Annotated in this window: 14 protein-coding genes; 13 read left to right on the top strand and 1 reads right to left on the bottom strand. The window is 28.2% G+C overall.

The genetic code is table 11. The features are described 5' to 3' along the window. Positions 1 to 32 precede the first annotated feature (32 nt). From B5E92_RS06340 to rpsD, 6 genes are all read left to right on the top strand, one after another. The gene (locus B5E92_RS06340) at positions 33 to 452 is read left to right on the top strand and encodes a very short patch repair endonuclease (protein WP_087300319.1); all 420 of its coding nucleotides are present in this window, start codon (positions 33 to 35) and stop codon (positions 450 to 452) included. Positions 453 to 942: 490 nt separating this feature from the next. Further along, positions 943 to 2,301, top strand: a complete 1,359-nt coding sequence (locus tag B5E92_RS06335) for a Wadjet anti-phage system protein JetA family protein (protein ID WP_087300317.1) — start codon at positions 943 to 945, stop codon at positions 2,299 to 2,301. Continuing rightward, entirely contained in the window at positions 2,294 to 2,926 is a 633-nt protein-coding gene (locus B5E92_RS06330) for a DUF4194 domain-containing protein (protein ID WP_087300315.1), read from the top strand. Before B5E92_RS06335 ends, B5E92_RS06330 begins: the two co-directional genes overlap by 8 nt. Beyond that, entirely contained in the window at positions 2,904 to 6,113 is a 3,210-nt protein-coding gene (locus tag B5E92_RS06325) for an ATP-binding protein (protein WP_087300313.1), read from the top strand. Before B5E92_RS06330 ends, B5E92_RS06325 begins: the two co-directional genes overlap by 23 nt. Continuing rightward, positions 6,106 to 7,314: a Wadjet anti-phage system protein JetD domain-containing protein gene (locus B5E92_RS06320; protein ID WP_087300311.1), complete on the top strand. Its 1,209-nt coding sequence runs from the start codon at positions 6,106 to 6,108 to the stop codon at positions 7,312 to 7,314. The genes B5E92_RS06325 and B5E92_RS06320 overlap by 8 nt, the downstream gene beginning before the upstream one ends. A gap of 193 nt (positions 7,315 to 7,507) precedes the next feature. Continuing rightward, positions 7,508 to 8,113, top strand: a complete 606-nt coding sequence (rpsD, locus tag B5E92_RS06315) for a 30S ribosomal protein S4 (RefSeq protein WP_087300309.1) — start codon at positions 7,508 to 7,510, stop codon at positions 8,111 to 8,113. 547 nt (positions 8,114 to 8,660) lie between these two features. Here rpsD and B5E92_RS06310 read toward each other — a convergent pair. Then, positions 8,661 to 10,424, bottom strand: coding sequence for a glycoside hydrolase family 2 protein (locus B5E92_RS06310; RefSeq protein ID WP_087300307.1), 1,764 nt, complete (start codon positions 10,422 to 10,424; stop codon positions 8,661 to 8,663). Between the two features lie 176 nt (positions 10,425 to 10,600). Between B5E92_RS06310 and pyrF the strand changes: the two genes are divergently transcribed. The 7 genes from pyrF to B5E92_RS06275 all read left to right on the top strand — a co-directional run bounded on the left by pyrF (position 10,601) and on the right by B5E92_RS06275 (position 19,101). Beyond that, positions 10,601 to 11,308: an orotidine-5'-phosphate decarboxylase gene (gene pyrF, locus B5E92_RS06305; RefSeq protein WP_087300305.1), complete on the top strand. Its 708-nt coding sequence runs from the start codon at positions 10,601 to 10,603 to the stop codon at positions 11,306 to 11,308. Between the two features lie 16 nt (positions 11,309 to 11,324). Then, positions 11,325 to 11,957, top strand: coding sequence for an orotate phosphoribosyltransferase (pyrE, locus tag B5E92_RS06300; protein WP_087300352.1), 633 nt, complete (start codon positions 11,325 to 11,327; stop codon positions 11,955 to 11,957). A gap of 109 nt (positions 11,958 to 12,066) precedes the next feature. After that, positions 12,067 to 13,200, top strand: coding sequence for a glutamate 5-kinase (gene proB / locus B5E92_RS06295; RefSeq protein ID WP_087300303.1), 1,134 nt, complete (start codon positions 12,067 to 12,069; stop codon positions 13,198 to 13,200). Further along, entirely contained in the window at positions 13,200 to 14,426 is a 1,227-nt protein-coding gene (locus B5E92_RS06290) for a glutamate-5-semialdehyde dehydrogenase (protein WP_087300301.1), read from the top strand. The genes proB and B5E92_RS06290 overlap by 1 nt, the downstream gene beginning before the upstream one ends. A 157-nt stretch (positions 14,427 to 14,583) precedes the next feature. Continuing rightward, complete coding sequence (locus tag B5E92_RS06285) at positions 14,584 to 15,036, top strand: MarR family winged helix-turn-helix transcriptional regulator (protein ID WP_087300299.1); 453 nt, start codon at positions 14,584 to 14,586, stop codon at positions 15,034 to 15,036. Continuing rightward, positions 15,036 to 17,264, top strand: coding sequence for an ABC transporter ATP-binding protein (locus tag B5E92_RS06280; RefSeq protein ID WP_087300297.1), 2,229 nt, complete (start codon positions 15,036 to 15,038; stop codon positions 17,262 to 17,264). The genes B5E92_RS06285 and B5E92_RS06280 overlap by 1 nt, the downstream gene beginning before the upstream one ends. Next, entirely contained in the window at positions 17,257 to 19,101 is a 1,845-nt protein-coding gene (locus B5E92_RS06275) for an ABC transporter ATP-binding protein (RefSeq protein ID WP_087300295.1), read from the top strand. Before B5E92_RS06280 ends, B5E92_RS06275 begins: the two co-directional genes overlap by 8 nt. The last annotated feature ends 35 nt before the right edge of the window (positions 19,102 to 19,136 follow it).

The raw sequence follows: 19,136 nt of genomic DNA, 5'->3' as shown, positions 1-19,136 counted from the left end.
GTGATAGAATTAAGTAAATAGGAAGTGGTAAAATGGCAGATGTAATGACAAAGGAACAACGTTCTAAGAATATGTCACATATTAGAGGAAAAGATACTTCAATCGAGATAAAAGTTCGTAAATATTTGTATCATCATGGCTTTCGTTATCGTAAAAATGTAAAATCTTTACCAGGGAAGCCGGATATAGTTATTTCTAAATATCGCACTGCAATTTTTGTAAACGGCTGTTTTTGGCATCATCATTATAATTGTAAATATGCTACTCTTCCTAAAACGAGACAAGACTATTGGTTAACAAAAATTAAGAAAAATGTGGAAAATGATATAAAGCATTATAATGAATTAAAACAGCTGGATTATAAGGTGATTATAGTTTGGGAATGCGAAATTAAGGAATGTTTTGAATATCGTATGGAAAAACTAGTAGAAGAAATACGGGGTATCCTATAAAATTTTGTTTAGGGTAAAAAATAGTTATCATAATTTTCAATATATCTCTAAAATTATTTCGTGATAAAATGTAGATGTTAGTTTCTTGGTATTAACTGGAGGACTGACAAGGGTTATAAGTTATCTAATTTATAGATATAAGTAAATATTCCTGTCAGTTCACCCAATTACAACAAGAGTTTATAATTTATCAATTTGGTGAAATGTAAAACGGGTCAAACCGTTATCATAATTATGTTATTAATCTAATCATTGGATGAAATGTAAATCCTATTAGCGGAGAATCTGTTGTAGTACAAAGCAGAGGTTATTAATTTAATCACTGAATAGAATGTAATAAAGATGTGATGGAATTTGTAACTGATAAATTAGATGTTGTTCATTTAAAGGATAACATTTATCATTCATACTGATTATTTTAAATGTTGTAATAATTTGTTTCTAATAGTAAGATGTTTTATATAGCTAAAATAGTGAAAGGATAAGAAGCATGTATAATATTTTTGATATTTTGCCAAATAATTTCTTTAACGTTTTTATCGGTGAGAATAAACGAATTATTTCAGACTGTTTGTATTTGGTATACAGTTCGTTTAAAAGCGATTTGTCTTTTACTTGTTCTAGAGAGCAAGTATTATTGATATTTCAAGATTATTTTGAAAATCATGTTACTGATTTACAAAGTGATGAACAGCTTGATAATTCACGGGATAAAGCTTTATATATTTTAAAAAGATTAAGAGAATGTGGTTGGGTTAATGAGGAAACTGGCGAAAATTATGAAATTTTTATTACTTTTGAAGATTATAGCATCAAAGTATTAGAAAATTTGTTTAGTTTAGATATGACTAATGACAATAGTGAATACTCAGGATTGATTTATAATATTTATATGTCTTTTAATAGTTTTGATGTTAATCGTGGTGATTTAGTGTTTGAAACAGCATATGAAAATACTAAAGAACTAGCTACTAAATTAAAGAATTTAAATTCAAATATCAAAAAATATATTCAAAATCTTTTAAACGAAGGTATAAAAGATGATTTAGAGGCTTTATTGAATTCATTGCTTCAAGATTATCAAACTAAAATAGTTGATCGTGCTTATTATAATTTAACAACTTATGATAATCCTTCTAAATATCGTCAAAAAATAATTAATAAAATTGAAGAGATTATTGAAGATGAACATTATTTTGATTTAATTGTGCGAAATATTATGGAACGTAAAGACATCGGTTATAAAGAAGCTATGCAATTATTGATGATGCAAAAAGATTATATTGTTGATTCATTTGAACATATTGAAGATATTATGCAGGAAATTGATAGTAAAAATAATAAATTTATTGAGTCGGCGATTAACCGAATTACTTTTTTGTTGAATAATCAAAACGATATTGAAGGAAGGATTAATAATATTATTAAATCATTGATATTTAATGAAGAAGCAATGGAGTTAGGAAATATTTATTTGAATTCTTTTATTTCTAAAGATTCTTTGTATGTACCACGTAATTTTTCAAAACCATTAGAAATTAATCTTATTAGTGAAGCAAAAATAGATAAAAGTTTAAAAAATGAAAAAATTGAAAGTTTGATTAGTAAGCAAAAATATTCTCATAAGTTTATTGAAGAAAAAGTTTTAAAATTATTAAAGACAAATGGCCCTTTTTTTGGATCGTCATTACCAATAAATAATAATGATGATTTAGCCACTTTAATTTTAATTTTCATGTATGGTTATACATATAATACTAAATATGAAATTGAACCTTTAAATGAAGAAGTTAATGTTAATAATTATCGGTTTAAAGATTTTAAAGTAAAGGAGAAATTGAATGGATAAATATCGGGTTGCGACTAGTTTTTATAATCAGTTTATCCGATTAACTGATACTAAAAAAGAAGAATTCTCTAGATTAACTAATAAATTATTGAGTGTAAACTACCTTTGTGCTAATCGGCCTCGAGATCGTGAGGATTATTATAAAGTTGTAGCTGACCTCGATGTTTATATTAATTACTTTTTATTGATGGATTATGTTTTAGAACATCACAGTATAGATAAAGTACTTAATCTATATAATAATCAAAATTATAATCGTTATATGTTTAAGAAAAATGAATCACTAGTATTATTGCTTTTAAGACGGTGCTATTATCAAAAAATGCAAGAAATTTCACTGTTAGATAATATTACTATTACGTTAGAGGAGTTGCATGATGCTATTAGCGAGACTGGTATTGTAGATCGTCGACTTAATAAAGGAGAACTAAAAGAAATATTTAGAGTTTTAAAAAGATATAATATTATTGATTTAAGCAGTAATAGTCTTGAAGATAATACTATAATAATTATTTATCCAACAATATTATATGTATTGCCAATTGAAAGAATAGAAGAAATTGATAATATTCTTGATGATTATCAAAAGCGAGGTGAGATGATTGAAGAAACTGGTGAAGATTAAAATCATAAATTGGCATTTATTTGCTAATGAGACAATCGAGATAAAAAACAATACTGTGATTACTGGTGAAAATGGAACTGGTAAATCGACTTTACTTGATGCTTTGCAATATGTGTTAACAGCTGGGAAGGCTAAGTTTAATAGTGCAGCTAATGATTCAGGGAAACGAACTTTAGAGGGTTATATTCGTGGTAAATTAGGACGTGAGGGGAAAGAATTTTTACGAAATGGCGATGTTGTTTCTTATATTGTTTTAGAATATTTTGATGAAACATCTAAACGGAGTCAATTGCTAGGAGTAATATTTGAACTAAATAAATCAAATATAAAAAAAGAACTATTTTTCCAGCTGATTGATCAGAAAATAAATGATAAACTGTTTTTTGATGGAAATCATATTTATAATCGTAATGAATTTAGAAGAAATACAAAAAAAATGAATATTATTTCTAATTTTATTGATAAAAAAAGTAATGTTCCTAGTTTATATCGTCAAGCATTAGGAGTAAGTCAAAAATATTTCCAACTAATTCCTAGAGCTTTAGCTTTTAAGCCGATTAATCATGTATATAATTTTATATTCGATTTTTTGTTAAATGAGGACCCGGTTAAAATTGATGATTTGCGAAATAATATTCGTGCCTATCGCAATTTAGGAAATATTTTAAAAGATCAGCAAAATCGTTTAGAATCTTTGGAAAAAGTAGAAAACTTTTATCTAAGTTATCAAAAAGCAAAAATTAATTGTCAAAATCATCAAATTGCTAAAGATTTATTATATATTGATAGTTTGAATTATGAAAAAGATAAACTTACGGTAAAGATTGATAAGGTAAAACATTCTGTAAGTGATTTGAGACAGTTGCTAATAGTAGCTAAAGAAGAAAGTGAAAGATGGCAAAAAGAAGTTGTTAATTTAGAAAATATTTTAGAAAATAATGAAGGGTATCGTTTAAAAAGACAGCTAGAGAATACTTTAGAAATAAAACAATCAGAACACAGACAAAAGAAAATTCGCTTTGATGATTATCAAAAGAAATTAAAGCAAGAAGCAAAATTATTAAAACAATTACGAGTTAAGGAATCATTTGTAAATACTATTAAAGAGAATAATTATGATAGTAATTATTTAAATGAAAATTTATATGATATTAGAAATGATTTAGCCAATCGAAGAAATGATTTAAGTGAACAAAAGATTGTTTTGAAGCAAAAATTAAAATCATTACGACAAGAGTATAATGGGTTAGTTGATCAGCATGAGTTGTTAAGGCAAAATCGTTTTGTTTATCGCCAAGAGATAAAAGAATTAATAAATGTTTTAAAGCAGGAATTACATAATTATTATCATCAAAATATTGATGTTAAGCCAATGTGCGAGTATTTAGAAATTACTGATGAATCTTGGCGAGATGCAATTGAAGGATATTTAAATACACAACGTTTTGATATTATAATCGAACCAGAATATTTTGTTAAAGCAGTGGAAATTTATGAACAATTTAAAGAAAGTCACGGCATTTTTGGAGTTGGGATTGTTGATGTTGCTAAATTAGAAAAATATCAAGAAACTAATTTGGATAGTTTGGCTAATTATGTTACAAGTTATAATAGTTATGCTAAAAATTACGCTAATATGCTTTTAAATAGGGTGATTTGTGTTGATAAAATAGAGGATTTAAGAAATTATCGCACTGCAATTACTAGAACTTGTATGGTTTATAATAATTTTACTGTTAGAGCAATAAATCCTAGAGTTTATCTTAAACCATATATTGGTTTAGAGGCAATGAAGATTCAAAAAGAAATAGTTGAAACTAAATTAAATAAATTGGATGTTGAAATAAAAAATGAAAAACGCAAATATGATGATGTTGATCATAATATAAAAATTATTAACCAATCACAAATTGAATCACTAATTTCATTTGCGAACATTGTTGATGAATATCATAATCTAGATAATGATATCCAAGAAACAAAAATCAGATTAGAAGACATTATCCAAGATGATTCGATTATTTCTTTAATGGAACAGTTAGATAAAGTTACAGCCAGATATCAAAAAGCACAAAATGATTATGATTTAAAACAACGACAATTACTTAATCTTGATAATGATTTAACTAAATGTCAAGAAAGAGTTGATGAAATAATAATATTGTTACAACAATTACCTCCAATACCAGAAGTAATTGATGATAATATTGAAAAAATTAGACAACGCTATTTAAAGAAATATAATAAAAAATATGAAACAATGCAGAATAATTTATTAATTAGAATTCGTGATTTAGAAAAAGATGTTGATAGAGAAAATGGTAAATTAGAATGGGCGATGAAATCTTTTAATCATGAATTTAAAGTTGGTTTTGGAGAAACGATTGATAGTATTGAGATGTATTTACAACTTTATTATAAGTTAAGAGATATTGAGATTGTTAAAAGACAAGATGATGTTCGTAATGCTCGTCGAAAATGCGAGCAGTCTTTTCAAGAGTCATTCATTTCTAGGTTGAACGAAAAAATTAATCAAGCAAAAAAAGATATTAAGGATTTAAATAAGGGCTTACAAGGAAAAAACTTCAATGGCGATAGTTATGAATTTGAAGTTAATCCAAGTCGGCGAAAAGAATATCGTCGTTATTATGATATTATCACTTCAAATCAACAGTATAATAGCGATGATTTATTTGTTACCACTTTATCAAATGAAAATCGTTTAATTATGGATGAATTATTTAATCAAATTGCTCTATTAGACGAAGATGAAAGTGGTGAAAAATTATTACAAAAATATACTGATTATCGTGAGTATTTAGATTATGATATCAAGATAACACATGAAAATGGTGATTTTACTAAATTTTCAAAAGTAAATCGTGAAAAATCTGGTGGTGAGACACAAACACCGTTTTATGTGGTAATTGCCTCAAGTTTTGAACAATTAATCAAAAATAGGGTTGATGAAGATTCTGGTTGTGTAGTCTTATTTGATGAAGCTTTTAATAACATGGATGAACCTCGAATTGAAGCAATGATGAAATTTTATAGCGAACTAAATGTCCAAATAATTTTAGCTGTTCCTCCAACAAGAGCAGCAACTATTATGCCTTATGTTGATACTACATTAGCAATTATTAAGGATAATGATTATTCATTTGTGGAGAGCGTAATTCATGAATAAATATGGGATTAAAATATTGAATATTTTATTAGATAAATATGAAAGAAGCGTGCTATCAAAGCAAGGCTCTAATTTGAATTTACAAATTAAAACATCAATAATGAAAATTTTTCCAAAATATAATCATAGTGATTATTATCAAGAAAGAATCTTAATTGATACAGTTTCTTTTGAATTGCAAGAAATGAATTTGATTTTTTTAAAAACAGATGAAGAAGATAATATTATTGATTTTAAATTAAATTTAGAAAAAAATGCTATTCAAAGAACTTATCAAATGACTAAAAGATCTTATTTGCCAGATTATCGGGCTAAAGTGTTAGAATATATAAAAAATTTATCTATTACTATTGCTTGGATTGATGAGTTTAGATGGAAAATGATTGAACTATTAAATAATTATCGTAGTGTTAATCGTTATTTTGATGTCAAAAATTTATCTGAATTACAAGATATTTTTGCTGTTTTAATAGCTTTGGAAAATCAAAAGCAAGAAATATCTTTTCGTAAATTTTCTTTGAAGGTCTTAAAAGATTCTAAAAAGCTTGAAACTATTAAAGGGAAGATATTTAATATTATTACTGAGTTTTATCCTGATATTTTTACTAGTGAAGATGAATTATTTGCTTTTTTCAATGTGTTAAAAAATCCTGGTTTTGTCTATTTATCAGGAAAAATAGTAATTAAGATTAATGATCAAATTATAGATATTGGTAAATTGAATAGTCCGTTTTCTTTAACTACTGAAAATATTGCTAAGTTAGAAATACTAAAAATAGATGACATAAATGTTCTTACCATTGAAAATTTAACATCATTTTATGATACTATTTTAAAAGATACTTTAGTTATTTATTTAGGTGGTTATCATAACAGTTTAAGACGTAAAATTTTATTAAAAATCTATAATTTTGCACCGAAGTTAGATTATTTTCATTTCGGTGATATTGATGCAGGAGGCTTCTATATCTATTTGCATTTAACAGAAAAAACAAAGATACCATTTCAGACGGTTGCAATGGATATAGAAACAATACAAAAATATCAGATTTATACAAAGAAGTTGACTCAAAACGATAGAAAAAGATTGAATAATTTAAAAGAAAAATTAAATTTACCAGTGATAGACTATATGCTTAAAAATGATTGTAAACTTGAACAAGAGATTGTTGAAATTGATTATATTACAAAAAAAGATTGACTAATAGGCAAAAAAAGTGTATATTTAATAGGCAACGAATGATAGCAGCACATAGAGTTTTGAAAGTTGCGTTTATAACTTTTGTTTGTAAAGTAGCTAGCTGCAAAGTGAAATACTTAATATAAACACAGTTCAATTAATCTATGCAATGTTATTGTTTTATGCAAATAAAACAATAAATGGAGGAAAATTAATGTCACGTTACACAGGACCACAATGGAAAATCTCTCGTCGTTTAGGATTTTCTACATTAGAAAATGGTAAAGAATTAAACAAAAGACCATATGCACCAGGTCAACATGGTCAAAAAAGAAAAAAACAAACAGAATATGGATTACAATTAGCTGAAAAACAAAAAGTAAGACATATGTATGGAGTAAATGAAAAACAATTCCATAACACTTTCAAAAAAGCTGGTAAAATGGATGGTATCCATGGTTACAATTTCTTATGCTTATTAGAAAGTAGATTAGATAACGTAGTTTACAGATTAGGTTTTGCACCAACTAGACGTGCTGCAAGACAATTAGTAAACCACGGACATTTCTTAGTAAATGGAGTTAAAACTGATATCCCATCATTCACTGTAAAAGTTGGTGATGTAATTGAAGTTAAAGAAAAATCTAAAAACTTAGCTATTATTAAATCAACATTAGAAGGTAGAACTTTCACACCTGCTTTCGTTGAAGTAGATGATACTAAATTAACTGGAAAACTTACTCGTTTACCAGAAAGATCTGAATTAAATCAAGAAGTTAACGAATCATTAATCGTTGAATATTACAACCGTAAAGGGTAATGAATTAAATATTAAAAGGTATATCATAACATTGCAGCTATGGTATACCTTTTTTGTTATTATCTAAAAAATCACAACTAATGTAGGCTTTTTATTATATTATAAAGAGTGTTTTCATTAGAATAATTGAATCATAGCAATTAAGAATGTAATTAATCCAATGATTTCAATAATTTTTAATAATATCTTTTTCATTGTAATTTTTGAAAAGTAGATTTATAATATTTTATGTAGAGAGAGGTATTACCCTTTCAATACATGGATTAGTATTAATATCCAACCAATTACGGATATTAATTTAATTAGTAGCGTTTCGAGTAGGTCTAGGTCAAGAACTCGTAACGCTTTTTTATAAAAATAAGATAAAATGAATTAGAAGATATTATAAAGTGCCAAAAATGTTTTATCATTAAAAAAATGGCTCTAGAGTATGGAGTTAAAGGTATGGCACACAACCGTAAGGCGTAATAAATTAAATATTAAAAGGTATATCATAACATTGTAGCTATGATATACCTTTTTTGTATATTTCAATATATTATAATATCTATTTATCAATATCTAGTTTACAAACTTCGCGATCATATGTTAATAAACCATTGATTTCATCTTCAATATCAGATAGTTGAGTATAGATAGCTCCACACAAACCTTTTTCGATTAGTGGGAAAATTGTAGAGTTTAAAAGTTCTTGATATTCTTTTTGAAATTGTTCTTTAGAATCATAGTTTTGATAACCATAAATATTTTTGGTACTAACATGATCTTTAACTTGATAAGCGTATCCGCCATATTCAGAGATTACAAATGCCCGCTTATCAGGAATTATTTTTGGTTTATCAAAATAATAATGTTCACTTCTAAAATCGCCACAATTTTGATCAAACCAGCCACTAGCTGAATCAATTAGTCGTGTTGGATCTAGCGTGCGAAGATACTTTGTTAATTCAACTGTATCAAATTGACCCCAGCCTTCATTGAATAAAACCCATGTTGATATACATGGAAAATGAGATAAATAATTGATAGTCTCTTTGCATTCATTAATAAACTCTTGCCGATTGGTTTTATCGTTTCTTGCAAGCAGATAGTGATGTTTATCAGAAGTACGTTTTCTAAGACTTTTGAACAAAGTTGGCAAATAAGTAACAATCAATGGATGATAAGGAGAACCGCTATTTACCATATCTTGCCAGACGATTATTCCTAAACGATCACAGTGATAATACCAGCGGGCTGTTTCTATTTTTATATGTTTTCTAATTGTATTGAATCCAAGTTTTTTGATAGTTTCAATATCATAAACTAAGGCTTTATCACTTGGTGCTGTATAAAGACCGTCAGACCAATAACCTTGATCTAATACACCATGCATAAAAATAGGTTTGTGATTTAAACAGACTCTAGGAATATTATCTTTGTCATTTTCAATTGTGAATGTTCGCATTGCAAAATAACTATCTACTTTATCATTATTGGTAGTGATTGTTAAAGTATAAAGATAAGGGGTATCTGGTGACCATGGTTTTTTATTAGTGATTTTAATTTTTTTATCAATTATTTTTCCGGTTGAAGAAAAAGAGATTTCTTCTTCATCTTCAATTTTTACCTTTATCAATTGATCACTTGCTTGATTAAAAATAATAGTCATTGAAATTTCATCATTATCAAAATCAGGTACAATTTTTACATCTTTAATATATACTTCTGGTACTTCTTCTAACCATACTGTTTGCCATATACCGCTTTGAGCAGTGTAATACATCCCACCACGTTTAAGACGTTGTTTTCCTTTAGCATGGTAACTATGATCTGATTTATCTTGGACACAAACAGTAAAATCATTTATACCATTATTAATATATTTAGTTATATCTACTTCAAAGGGTAGATAACCACCAACGTGACAATATATTTTTTCATGATTAACATATATTTCTGCAATTTGATCAACTGCTCCAAAATGCAAAATAAGACGGGTATTAGGCTTTTTCTCTAAAATAACGAATCGTTGATACCATAAGTATTCATCAGGCTTTAATTGTTTATTTACTTGTGATAATAATGATTCTGGAGAAAATGGTACTAATATTTTATTGTGAAAATATTGTGGATAACATTTTGTTGTTGTAATCGAGTATTGCCAAAAACCATTTAAATTTAAATAATTGTCTCTTTTTAAATAGGGACGGGGATATTCTTCAAGAACATGACGATAATCGATTTCTTTTCCCCATTTTGTATAGAGCGGTATTAGAGGTTCTTTTTTTTGAAATATGTTAATAGTTTTAATTGCATTGAGTAATTTCATAAAATACCTCCTTAATATTCTATTTATATTATACAATGAGATTTATTAATATTGAAAGATAATTATTTTTTAGATTGTTAAATTTTATCTAAGATAAAGGAAATACTAGAAATTTATACAAAAATAATGGATTAATTCAAATAATTTGTTATAATCATAATAACATGGAGGTAATTATGACAGATAGTAGAATATGTATTGCTTTAGATTTTCAAACTAAAGAAGAAGTAAAAGAATTTTTAGAAAAATTCGGTGATGAAAAACTATATGTAAAAATCGGGATGGAATTATTCTATGGCGAAGGAATTGAAATGGTAAAGATGATCAAAGAAATGGGTCATAACATTTTCTTAGATTTAAAATTACATGATATTCCTAACACTGTAAAAAGTGCTATGAAACAATTAGCTAAATTAGATGTTGATATGATTAATGTTCATGCATCTGGAAGTATTGCAATGATGAAAGCAGCACTAGAAGGTTTAGAAGAAGGGAAAACTGGTGATAAAAGACCACTTTGTATCGCGGTTACTTGCTTAACATCATTAGATCAAGATGTTTTAGATAATGAATTATTAATTAATGAAAAATTAGAAAATGTTGTTTTAAAATGGGCAACTAATGCTAAAGCTGCTGGTTTAGATGGTGTAGTTTGTTCACCATTAGAATCAAAAATTATTCACGAAAATTTAGGAACAGATTTTTTAACAGTCACTCCTGGTATTCGTTTAGCTGATGATAGTGTTAATGATCAAAAACGAGTTACTACACCAGCAATGGCTAGAGAACTTACATCAAGCTATATCGTTGTAGGAAGAACAATCACTAGATCAAGTGATCCATATGCAACATACAAAAAAGTATATCAAGATTTTCAAGGGTAAAGGAGATTTATTAATAATGAAAAAGTTAATTGCTAAAGATTTATTAGATATTAAAGCAGTTTTTTTAAGACCAAATGAACCATTTACTTGGGCAAGTGGAATCAAATCACCAATTTATTGTGATAATCGTTTAACATTATCATATCCAAAAGTTCGTAAAGATGTAGAAAACGGACTTGCAAAATTAATTCAAGAAAACTTCCCTGATGCACAATGCTTAATGGGAACTGCTACTGCAGGAATTGCTCATGCAGCATTAACAGCTGAAATTTTAGATTTACCAATGGGATATGTTCGTGGTGGTGCTAAAAGCCATGGACGTAATAACCGTATTGAAGGTAAAATTGAACCTGGAATGAAAGTAGTAGTAGTTGAAGATTTAATTTCAACTGGTGGAAGTTCATTAGAATGTGTTGAAGCTTTACGTGAAGCTGGATGCGAAGTAATCGGTTTAGTAGCTATCTTTACTTATGGATTACCAAAAGCAACAACAAACTTTGAAGCAGCAAATTGCAAATTTGCAACAATCACTGATTATGATACATTGATCGAAGTTGCTAAAGAACATGATTATATTAAAGAAGCTGATATGGAAAAATTAAAAGCTTGGAAAAAAGATCCAAATGATGAAAGCTGGATGGAAAAATAATAATTTTATTTACTAATAAACACCGGAAATGTTCCTTTTCGGTGTTTTTTTATTGAGATGAAATGTTAAACCTAGTATAATTAAGAAAATAATTACGGGGGTATGTAAATTGCGAAATTTAGAAAAAGTAAAAAATATAATTGTTAAAATTGGGTCATCTTCTTTATGTGATCAAAACGGAAATATTGATAAAGAAAAGATTTTAAATTTGATTCAACAAATAGCATATATTAAAAGAAAGAACATAAAAATTACATTAGTTAGTAGTGGTGCCATTAATGCTGGTGTCCATATTATGAATTTAAAACAACGACCCGATACAATACCCCAAAAACAGGCTTTAGCAGCTATTGGTCAAGCTTCGTTGATGCAAATATATGAGGATTTATTTAGTTTATTTAAATTAAAATGTGCCCAGATATTATTAAATCATGATGATTTCGATGATCGAAAACGATTAATGAATTTTAATAACGCAATGCAGGCGATAATTGATTATGATGTTGTTCCAATTATTAATGAAAATGATACTTTAGCAGTAGATGAAATTAAAGTTGGAGATAACGATACATTAGCATCGATGATCGTTCCTGCTGTTAATGCTGATTTAGTTATTATCGTAAGTGATATTGATGGATTATATGATGACAATCCTCATACAAATAAAGATGCTAAATTGATATCTAATGTTGCTGGTATAACCAAAACAATTGAAAATATGGCTAAAGATGCTTCTAGTAAAGTAGGAACTGGTGGCATGATTACTAAAATTAAAGCAGCGAAAATATGTAACGAATTTGGCTGTGATCTAGCAATCGTTAATGGTAACCAGTCTAATGTATTAATTGATTTGTTAGAAGGTAAGGAAGTAGGGACTTATTTTGATAGCACTCCAGTACGTCATTTAAGTTCAAGACAACATTGGATTATGTATCGAAGCATGCCTAAAGGTAAAATTATTGTTGATGATGGTGCTCGATTAGCTTTAGTTAATAAGCATACTAGTCTGTTACCTAAAGGGATAGTTAATGTAGAAGGAAATTTTTTAATGTCACAGATTGTTGATATTGTTGATTGTAATAATGATTTAATTGCTCGTGGTATTGCTAATTATTCTAGTGATGAAATTAGATTAATCAAGGGCTTAAATAGTAGTGAAATTGAAACAGTTCTTCATTATAAAGATTATGATGAAGTGGTTCATGCTAATAATTTAGTTTTAGTAAAAGAGGTGAATAAATAATGATTGAAAAACAATTAAAACAGGCTAAAAGAGCTTGTTTAAAAATGCAAAATATTGATAGTCAAATTAAGATAAAGGCATTACAAAAAATAAGTAGTAATTTATTAAGTAATGTTGATTATATTATAAATGAAAATAAAAAAGATATTGCTAATGCTAAAGAAAATGGTATTAGTGATGCAATGGTTGATCGTTTATTATTAACTAAAGAAAGAATTGAAAGTATTGCTAGGGATGTTTTAAAAATTGCTGATTTAGATGATTGTATTGGTGAAGTAATTCGGGAGATTAAACGCCCTAATGGTCTATTAATTAAACAGGTTAGAATCCCAATTGGGGTAGTGGCTGTAGTATATGAATCAAGACCAAATGTAACAGTTGATATTGCTTCTATTTGCATTAAAACAAATAATGTATGTGTTTTAAAGGGTGGTAAAGAAGCTATTAATTCTAATATTGCTTTAATAAAAGTTATTAATGAAGCAATCGAAGATATTTTACCTGATCATGTTGTTAATTTGATTGAAAATAATGATCGTCAAGTAGTAACTGAATTAATATGTGCTAATGATTATGTTGATGTTATTATTCCACGAGGTGGGGCAGGATTAATTCAACATGTAGTTAAAAATGCTACAGTACCTGTTATTGAAACAGGAGCGGGCATTTGTCATTTATATGTCGATAGTCAGGCTGATTTAAAGATGGCTGTAGATATTGCAGTTAATGCTAAAATTTCGCGTCCTTCTGTATGTAATGCTATTGAAACAATTTTGGTTCATCAAGATGTAGCAGGTGAATTTTTAACAGCATTAAAACCACGGTTTAAGCAAATTAAAGTATTTGGTGATGAGGAATCTTTAAAATATATTGATGGTACTATTGCTAATGAAAAGAATTATGCAACTGAATATGATGACTACATCTGTAATATTAAAGTTGTAAAAAATATTGATGAAGCAATCGAACACATTTATAATTATTCAACAAAACATTCTGAAAGTATTATTACTACAAATAATGATACTGCAAAATATTTTATGGAATCATTAGATTCAGCTTGTGTTTATCATAATGCTTCAACTCGTTTTACTGATGGTGGTGAATTTGGTTTTGGAGCTGAAGTGGGGATTAGTACTCAAAAACTTCATGCTCGAGGACCAATTGGATTACCAGAAATGACATCAACAAAATATTTGATTTTTGGAAATGGCCAAATTAGATAAATTTTGATAAGATCTGCTTTTTTTAGCGGATCTTATTTTTATTTAATATTTATGTAAAAATATGGTAAATAATTAGTGTTGACAATAGTTAGTACACTAACTATAATCATTAGTATACTAACTAATTGTTAGTGGTGTAGGAGAAAGGAGGAGAGTTATGACTGATTTGAGTTTTGATGATATTCAAGCAATAATAGTAAAGTTTAAAAGTTTAAATAAAACTATACATTATACTTTAATGAAAGAAACTGAAGAATTTGGAATGTCACCTGAACAAACAAGATTATTATTGATTTTAAAAAGTCATCAAAACATAACACAAAAAGTTCTAGCGAAAAAATTAAATATTACTAAAGCAACGTTATCAGTGCGTTTACAAAGACTTGAAAAGATGGGTTATGTAAGCAAAACTCAAGATAAAAAAGATAAACGAAACTATATTATAAATATTACTGAAAATGGAGAAATCTTTTTTCAAGCAGCAACAAAAGTAATGCAGAAAAAAGCTATGAGTATTTTTGATGGCGTTTCTAAAGAACAAATAATGGTTATTAATGATGTTATTGACATCATGAAAAAAAATATTGAAAGATGTAAAGGAGAACAATAATGCTAAAATTAAAACATTATTTTAAAAAGTTTTGGGCTCCAATTTTACTTTGTGTTGGATTATTATTTTTACAGTCACAATCAGAATTAGCATTGCCAGATTATATGTCTGATATTGTTTCAGTAGGAATCCAGGCTGGTGGATTTGATAGTGCTGTAAGTGATGTTTTAAGTATTGAAACTTATAATCATTTATATGTAATGATGGATGAAGATGATCAAAAGGAATTTGAGGATGCTTATCGTTTTGTTGAAAGTGCTGATTTAGATGAAGATACTAAAGAAAAATTTCCTCAAGCTCAAAAACAAGGCATCTATGAATTAAAAGATTTAGATTCAGATGAGTTTGAAGACTTAGAAGATATTATGGTAAAACCAATGTTGATGGTAACTTCAATTGATAGTATGGATGTAAACAGTGAAGAATATCAAAAACAGTTTGGTTCATTGCCTGCAGGAATGACACCTTATGATGCAATTGCAATAATGGATGAAGCTACTAAAGAGCAGATGTTTAGTCAAATTGATGCCCAAATGGAAACAATGGGTGAATCTACTTTAAAGATTGCAGCTGGAAATGGTGTTAAAGCAGAATATGAAAAACTTGGCTGTGATAGTGCTACAGTTCAAAATGAATATATTTTACAAACTGGTGTTAAGATGCTAGGAGTAGCTTTAGCGGGTACTATCTGTGCTGTTGCATGTGGTTTTTTAGCTAGTAAAGTTGGTGCAGGGGTATCAAGAATTCTAAGAAGTGAAGTCTTTAAAAAGGTAGAAAGTTTCTCTAATGAGGAATTTAATAAATTTTCAACTGCATCATTAATTACAAGAACGACTAATGATATTACTCAAGTTCAAATGGTAGTAGTAATGTTCATTAGAATAGTTTGTTTTGCGCCTATGATGGGTATTGGAGCATTGATTAAAGCATTTAGTAATACTCCATCAATGACATGGATTATTGGACTAGTTTTAATTGTTATTTTTGGTATTATTGGGGTTGCTTTTGCAATCGTAATGCCAAAATTCAAAATTGTGCAATCTTTAATTGACCGCTTAAATCTAACAATGCGTGAAAACTTATCAGGAATGTTAGTAATTAGAGCGTTTGGTAATGAAGAACACAGTGAAAAAAGATTTGAAAAAGCTAATCGTGATTTAACACGAGTTAATTTATTTGTTAATAGAACTATGTCAGCTTTAATGCCAATTATGATGTTTATTTTTAATGTTGTTACACTATTAATCGTATACTATGGTGCTAAACAAGTAGATTTAGGTAATATTGCAATTGGACAAATGATGGCATTTATGCAATATGCAATGCAAATAATTATGTCATTTTTAATGATTGCAATGATTGCAATCATGTTACCACGTGCTAGTGTAGCTGCTGATCGTATTTACGAAGTTTTATCAATGAAACCAAGAATTTTAGATCCAGAAAATCCAAAATCTTTTGATGAAACTAAAAAAGGATTAGTAGAGTTTAATAATGTTTCTTTTAAATATCCTGGAGCTAATGAAGCGGTATTAGAAAATATTAGTTTTACAGCTAAGCCAGGAGAAACAACAGCCTTTATTGGTTCAACTGGTTCTGGAAAAAGTACTTTAATTAATCTAATTCCTCGTTTCTATGAAGTGACTGAAGGAAGTATTAAAGTTGATGGTGTTGACATCCGTGATGTTAAACAACATGATTTAAGAGAAAAAATTGGTTTAGTACCACAAAAAGGATTATTATTTTCAGGAACAATCAAATCTAATTTAAAATATGGTGCTCCTGATATTAGTGATGAGCAATTAGAAGAAGCAATTAGAGTTGCTCAAGCTAAAGAATTTATCGATCAAAAAGAAGACGGTGTTGATAGTGAAATCTCTCAAGGTGGAACTAACGTTTCAGGTGGTCAAAAACAACGTTTAGCGATTGCAAGAGCGATTGCTAAAAACCCAGAAATCTTTATTTTTGATGATAGTTTTTCAGCCTTAGACTTTAAAACTGATGCAAAATTAAGACAGGAATTAAATGAAATGATCAAAAAGACTAAAAATACTGTTTTAATTGTTGGACAACGAATTGCTTCAATTATGAATGCTCAACAAATCATTGTTTTAGATGAAGGAAAAATTGTTGGGAAAGGAACTCACGAAGAGTTAATGAATACATGTGAAGTATATCAAGAAATTGCTTATTCACAATTATCAAAGGAGGAATTAGGACATGAGTAATCAAAAAAGAAATGGCCCTAAATTCGGACACGGAGGTATGCGTGGTAATAATGAAAAAGCTAAAGATTTTAAGGGTACTTTAACAAAATTATTTAAATATCTAAGACCATATTATTTTAAATTAGTTGTTGTAATTTTATTTGCAGCAGCTTCAACCGTATTTTCTATTGTTGGTCCTAAAATATTAGCTAAAGCTACTGATAAGTTAAGTGAAGGTGTTTTAGCTAAAGTTGCTGGTACTGGCGGTATTGATTTTGAATATATTGGACATATCATTTTTATATTAGTATGTTTGTATTTGGTAAGTGCTTTATTTAGTTATATCCAAGGATTTATAACTTCAACAGTATCACAGCGGGTTGCTTTTGACTTAAGAACATCTATATCAAAGAAAATGGATCGCATGCCATTAAGTTATTTTGATCGACATACAAGTGGTGATATTTTAAGTAGGGTTACAAATGATATTGATACAATTGCTCAATCATTAAACCAAAGTATGTCACAAGTAATTACTTCATCAGTTACAGTTGTTGGTATTTTTATAATGATGTTAACCATTTCGCCAATTATGACATTAATTGCAGTATGTGTTTTACCAGTATCAATAATCTTGATTGGTTTTGTAATGAAACATTCACAAAAATATTTTGCTAGACAGCAAGCTGCTTTAGGTGATGTTAATGGTCATATTGAAGAAATGTATGGTGGCCATAATGTCGTTAAAGCGTTTAATGGTGAAGAAGCATCAGTTAAACAGTTTAATGAATATAATGATGTTTTATATGAAAGTGCCTGGAAATCACAATTTTTCTCTGGTTTAATGCAGCCAATTACAGGATTTGTCGGAAATGTTGGTTATGTTGCAGTATGTTTACTAGGTGGAATGTTAGCTGGTGGAAATACGATTACTATTGGTGATATTCAAGCATTTATCCAATATGTAAGACAATTTAACCAACCAATTACTCAATTAGCACAAACAATGAATATGTTACAAAGTACAGCAGCAGCTGCTGAACGTGTTTTTGAATTCTTAGATGAAGAAGAATTAGCACAAGAAACACCTAAAATTACTAGTGAAGAAGTTAGTAATATTGAAGGTTCAGTAACTTTTGCTGATGTAAACTTTGGTTATTTAAAAGATCAAACAATTATTCATAATTTTAGTTTACATGTTCATTCTGGACAAACTGTTGCGATTGTTGGACCTACTGGTGCTGGTAAAACAACAATTGTAAAATTATTAATGCGATTCTATGAATTAAATAAAGGTAGCATAATGATTGATGGTAAAGATATTCGTGATTTTAGCCGCCATGATTTACGTTCTTTATTTGGTATGGTATTGCAAGATACATGGTTATTTAATGGAACAATTAAAGAAAATTTAGTTTATGGTAAATTAGATGCTAGCGATGAAGAAATTCAAGAAGCATGTAAGATAGCTTATGTTGATCATTTTGTTCAGACATTGGAAAATGGTTATGAAACAATTATTGATGAAGAATCATCTAATATTTCTCAAGGACAAAAACAGCTTTTAACAATTGCTAGAGCATTTTTAAAAAATCCGAAAATTTTAATTCTTGATGAAGCAACATCTTCAGTTGATACTAGAACAGAAGTCTTGATTCAAAAAGGAATGGAAAAATTAATGGAAGGAAGAACAAGCTTCGTTATTGCCCATCGTTTATCAACAATCAGAGATGCTGATACAATTATCGTTATGAAAGATGGCGATATCGTTGAACTTGGAAATCACGATGATTTAATTGCTAAAAACGGCTTCTATGCTTCATTATATCGTTCTCAATTTGAAGGTGTATCACAATAAGAAACGGCTATTAAGCTGTTTCTTTTTTTGCCATT

It is taken from the genome of Erysipelatoclostridium sp. An15, from assembly GCF_002160675.1.
Classification (GTDB): Bacteria; Bacillota_I; Bacilli_A; order Erysipelotrichales; family Coprobacillaceae; genus Thomasclavelia; species Thomasclavelia merdavium.
This window is presented reverse-complemented; position numbering and strand designations above follow the sequence as displayed.